Raw genomic sequence first — 3,434 nt, 5'->3', positions numbered from 1 at the left:
AAAGCCCCGTCTTCGTGATGGCTACGGCCAACGGGATTGAGGCCCTCCCGGCGGAGTTACTGCGCAAAGGGCGTTTTGACGAGATCTTCCTGCTAAATCTGCCCACCCTCGCTGAGCGAAAAGACATCTTGCGGCTCCACTTGACGCGCCTGCGACCCAGCCAGCAGAATCTGGAATTGGACGCCTTGGCGGAGCGTTGTCAGGGATTTTCCGGGGCGGAGTTGGAGCAGGTGCTCATTGAGGCCATGCATCTGGCCTTTGGGGACGGGGGACGCCCCCTCCAGCAGAACGACCTTCTCCAGGCAGCTGCCCAACTGGTGCCCCTCTCCCGCACGGCCGCGGAGCAATTGCAGGCTCTTCAACAGTGGGCTGCTTCCGGCAGGGCGCGTCCTGCCTCCAGCGCCGCCTCCTGGGCCCTCGACGGCTGAGGCCAGAATAAAGGGAGTCGTCTTGTCGCCCATGGTCTCCTGGCGCGCCGCCCTGTTGATGACCTTCGTGGTGCTGGTGTTTGGCTTCACCCTGTTTGTTGTCTCAGCCCGCATCTGGCTGCCCACGGATATGGTCGCACCGGCGCCAGTCTCTTGAACCAGGTTTGGGTCGGATTGTGGAACAATGGCGGCATCAAATGGGCCTGCACCCATGGATAAGGCTCCCGATCACACCACAGACCTGGATCCGGGCCTACTGACTGAAGCGCTGGAGCCTGAGGATCTTCTTGAGGATCCACTGGATTCTGTTGCTGTCGAGCGGCCTGATCCGGATACTGAGATTCTTGTTGGTCTTGCTTACCTGCAAGGCGGACGTGACGAGGTGATGCAGGGCTTGCGCATCTTTTGCGAGTACCGTGACCATCGGGCCATCCCCCTGCTTTTGCCCCAACTGCAAGACCTCTGCCCCATCATGCGGATGAGTGCAATTTATGCGTTGGGCCGCAATCCCACTCCTGAAGCCGAGTCCCCGTTGTTGCAGTTGTTGTGGGATAGCAACGGCTTCGTTCGCAAGGCCGTGGCCTGGAGCCTGGGCAACTACCCTGGAACAGGGGTCCTGCAAGCGTTGATCCATACCCTCACCACGGACATTGCCGCGGTGCGTCTTTGGGCAGCCAGTTCCCTTGTGGACGTGGCCATTGGCAATCCAGCCGATGCGGTGCGGGCCAGCCAGGTGCTGAGGGAGGCCCTGCGCATTGACAACAATGCCGTCGTGCGCAGCAACTGCGCCTGGAGCTTGAGCCGTCTCCATGACGCCTGTGGCAACAATCCCGGCGAGCAGAACAACCTGGTGCAGGCACTCATTCAAGCCATGCTGGGAGAACCGGATCAAGGCGTGGCCGAGGATGCCCGCACCGCCCTTGAGCAACTGGACAATCCCGACAGCATGGCCAAGATCAAGACCCTCCTGGATGAGGGTCTCCTGAACTGAAGCCATCAGCAGGCTTGCCAGCCAAAATGCTACAGGGCCTCGTTACAGGATCTTTTGATTCCCGAGTTCCGTTACCAAAGCCCCCGGGTACCGTTCCACTACGGCAAAAAACGGTTATTGTTTGACCAGAGATTTTAAGCTGGCCCATGACCTTGCAGACCATTCGCTTCCGGATCCGTCCGGACGGCCGCGTGGAAGAGCAAGTGCAAGGCCTCAAAGGCGCCAGTTGCCAGAAGCTGACCGCTGATCTTGAGGCCCGGCTTGGAGCTGTCATCAGCAGCGCACCCACCGAAGACCACTACGCCCCTGCAGTGGGCTGCCAGCGCCAGCTTCAGACCGCTTCTCTTGGCCGGTTGTCCTGACTTCTGTTCCACGTCATGTCCCACTTCAGCACCATCAAAACCGAGTTGCGCAACGTCGACGATCTTGTCGCTGCCCTAACGGAGATGGGTTACCGGCCAGAAGCTGGCCAGCAGCAACTGCGAGGATATCGCGGGCAGATGGTGGACGCCCAGCTGGCCGTCCGTCAGCCCAATGGTGCCGACATTGGCTTCCGTTGGAACGGCAGCAGCTACGAACTGGTGACGGACCTGCAACTTTGGAACCAGAACGTACCAGTGGATCGCTTCCTTGCCCAACTCACCCAGCGCTATGCTCTGCGCACTGTTCTTGCCGCCACCCAGCAGGAGGGTTTCCAGGTATGTGAGCAAAACAACACAGCCGACGGCTCCATTGAGTTGGTGGTGACCCGCTGGAACGGCTGACGCCTCAGGCCGATCCCTGAAGACTGGTGACAGTGTTCTGCCATGGATCCATCCCTTGCTTTGACCACACCGGCCGATGGCTCCAGCCTCCCAACAGGCCTGGAGCCCCTGCTGGGCGGCAGATTGCGGGAGAAGGTGGTTTGGGTAGATGAGTCCGTCTGCATTGGCTGCCGGTACTGCGCCAACGTGTGTCCCAACACCTTTTTGATCGAGCCGGACTTTGGACGCTCCCGTGCGGTTCGCCAAGACGGAGATTCAACCCAACGTATCCAGGAAGCCATTGATACCTGCCCAGTGGACTGTATTCACTGGGTCCACTACGAAGACCTGGACAAGCTGCGCAAGAACCTGGGAGAGCAGCAGTTTCAGGCGCTGGGTTTTGCCACACCCAGCAAGCGGAAACGGCCTCAATCCTCATCCACCTGAGGCCCCGCGCCGGGAAAGGTTGGGGAATGATGAACGCCCACCACAATTTCTATACTCGGATCGACTTGCACCGGCACAATGAATGCCAATCTCATCTGGTACTTGAAGGCGCAAACAGGTGTGTTATTGCTCCCTGCAGGCCTTTGTCTGTTTGGCCAGGCCGTCATTAACAAAGGTTCGGATCAGCCTTGGTTCTGGCTGGGCACCGCCAGTTTGATTGTCATCAATACAGGCCTTGGTTTAATGATCGATTCCGGCCTGCTGCGCGGATACCCTGGATCGCAGAAATTGCCTTGGGGCGGCCGGGGCGACATTAGCGGTCGGAACGCTTAGCTGCTGCGCTTGGCTGCTTTCAGGATGCGTTGCGCAAAAGACTCGTCGGAATCCTGGCCCAGCAGGGGATCCAAGGTCCGAGACACGGTGGCGGTGTCTTTGCTTTTGCTGTAGATCAGGTCCCAAAAGGCAAAAGGGGACCCCTCAAACCGTTCCCAAAGCACCTTGAGTTCTTCAATGGGGAAAGGACTGTCCATGGCCTCGGCGGCAGCACTCTGTGCCCCTAGAGTAATCCCGCCACATGATTGTGAAGGATTCGACCATGCGCGTGCTCTTTGCTGCTGCCGAGTGCGCTCCGATGATCAAGGTGGGTGGCATGGGGGACGTGGTGGGCTCCCTGCCCGCAGCACTGACACTCCTGGGGCATGACGTGCGGTTGATCATGCCGGGCTATGGAAGGCTCTGGCGGCGTCTCACCATTTCCGCTGAGCCCCTGTTTCGGGGCAGGGCCATGGGGGCGGACTTTGCCGTCTATGAAACCCGCCACCCCAT

At 59.6% G+C, this 3,434-nt stretch carries 8 protein-coding genes and 1 pseudogene; 8 read left to right on the top strand and 1 reads right to left on the bottom strand.

The annotated features are described in order from the left end of the window. The 7 genes and pseudogenes from FLM9_RS07435 to FLM9_RS07410 form a co-directional block, all read left to right on the top strand. Positions 1 to 428 (top strand): annotated as a pseudogene (locus tag FLM9_RS07435) (AAA family ATPase); the annotation flags it as partial. A gap of 31 nt (positions 429 to 459) precedes the next feature. After that, positions 460 to 585, top strand: a complete 126-nt coding sequence (locus FLM9_RS08610; protein WP_257243056.1) for a DUF8624 family small hydrophobic protein — start codon at positions 460 to 462, stop codon at positions 583 to 585. Between the two features lie 54 nt (positions 586 to 639). Next, complete coding sequence (locus FLM9_RS07430; protein ID WP_081340279.1) at positions 640 to 1,419, top strand: HEAT repeat domain-containing protein; 780 nt, start codon at positions 640 to 642, stop codon at positions 1,417 to 1,419. Between the two features lie 146 nt (positions 1,420 to 1,565). Next, complete coding sequence (locus tag FLM9_RS07425; protein ID WP_074457973.1) at positions 1,566 to 1,781, top strand: DUF2997 domain-containing protein; 216 nt, start codon at positions 1,566 to 1,568, stop codon at positions 1,779 to 1,781. A 15-nt stretch (positions 1,782 to 1,796) separates the two neighbouring features. After that, complete coding sequence (locus tag FLM9_RS07420) at positions 1,797 to 2,183, top strand: DUF1257 domain-containing protein (RefSeq protein WP_074457972.1); 387 nt, start codon at positions 1,797 to 1,799, stop codon at positions 2,181 to 2,183. Positions 2,184 to 2,225: 42 nt separating this feature from the next. Next, positions 2,226 to 2,609 (top strand): ferredoxin, encoded by a 384-nt coding sequence (locus tag FLM9_RS07415; protein ID WP_074457971.1) that lies wholly within the window; start codon positions 2,226 to 2,228, stop codon positions 2,607 to 2,609. Between the two features lie 78 nt (positions 2,610 to 2,687). Then, positions 2,688 to 2,942 (top strand): hypothetical protein, encoded by a 255-nt coding sequence (locus FLM9_RS07410; protein WP_074457970.1) that lies wholly within the window; start codon positions 2,688 to 2,690, stop codon positions 2,940 to 2,942. Here the strand turns inward: FLM9_RS07410 and FLM9_RS07405 are convergent. Beyond that, the gene (locus tag FLM9_RS07405) at positions 2,939 to 3,139 is read right to left on the bottom strand and encodes a hypothetical protein (protein WP_074457969.1); all 201 of its coding nucleotides are present in this window, start codon (positions 3,137 to 3,139) and stop codon (positions 2,939 to 2,941) included. The two genes, FLM9_RS07410 and FLM9_RS07405, sit on opposite strands and share 4 nt — an antisense overlap. A gap of 65 nt (positions 3,140 to 3,204) precedes the next feature. Here FLM9_RS07405 and FLM9_RS07400 point away from each other — a divergent pair. Next, the coding region (locus tag FLM9_RS07400; RefSeq protein WP_180365346.1) for a glycogen/starch synthase at positions 3,205 to 3,434 on the top strand (230 nt) is incomplete at its 3' end.

This window comes from Candidatus Synechococcus spongiarum, from assembly GCF_900047545.1.
In the GTDB taxonomy this organism is placed as follows: domain Bacteria; phylum Cyanobacteriota; class Cyanobacteriia; order PCC-6307; family Cyanobiaceae; genus Synechococcus_B; species Synechococcus_B spongiarum_C.
Note: the sequence above shows the minus strand (reverse complement) of the source record. Positions and strands in the feature narration are given on the sequence as shown.

Excerpts from the sequence above, each read along its gene's own strand:
- FLM9_RS08610 (WP_257243056.1), top strand. The coding sequence starts at position 460 with ATGGTCTCCTGGCGCGCCGCCCTGTTGATGACCTTCGTGGTGCTGGTG.
- FLM9_RS07415 (WP_074457971.1), top strand. The coding sequence starts at position 2,226 with ATGGATCCATCCCTTGCTTTGACCACACCGGCCGATGGCTCCAGCCTC.
- FLM9_RS07405 (WP_074457969.1), bottom strand. The coding sequence starts at position 3,139 with ATGGACAGTCCTTTCCCCATTGAAGAACTCAAGGTGCTTTGGGAACGG.
- FLM9_RS07410 (WP_074457970.1), top strand. The coding sequence starts at position 2,688 with ATGAATGCCAATCTCATCTGGTACTTGAAGGCGCAAACAGGTGTGTTA.
- FLM9_RS07425 (WP_074457973.1), top strand. The coding sequence starts at position 1,566 with ATGACCTTGCAGACCATTCGCTTCCGGATCCGTCCGGACGGCCGCGTG.
- FLM9_RS07420 (WP_074457972.1), top strand. The coding sequence starts at position 1,797 with ATGTCCCACTTCAGCACCATCAAAACCGAGTTGCGCAACGTCGACGAT.
- FLM9_RS07430 (WP_081340279.1), top strand. The coding sequence starts at position 640 with ATGGATAAGGCTCCCGATCACACCACAGACCTGGATCCGGGCCTACTG.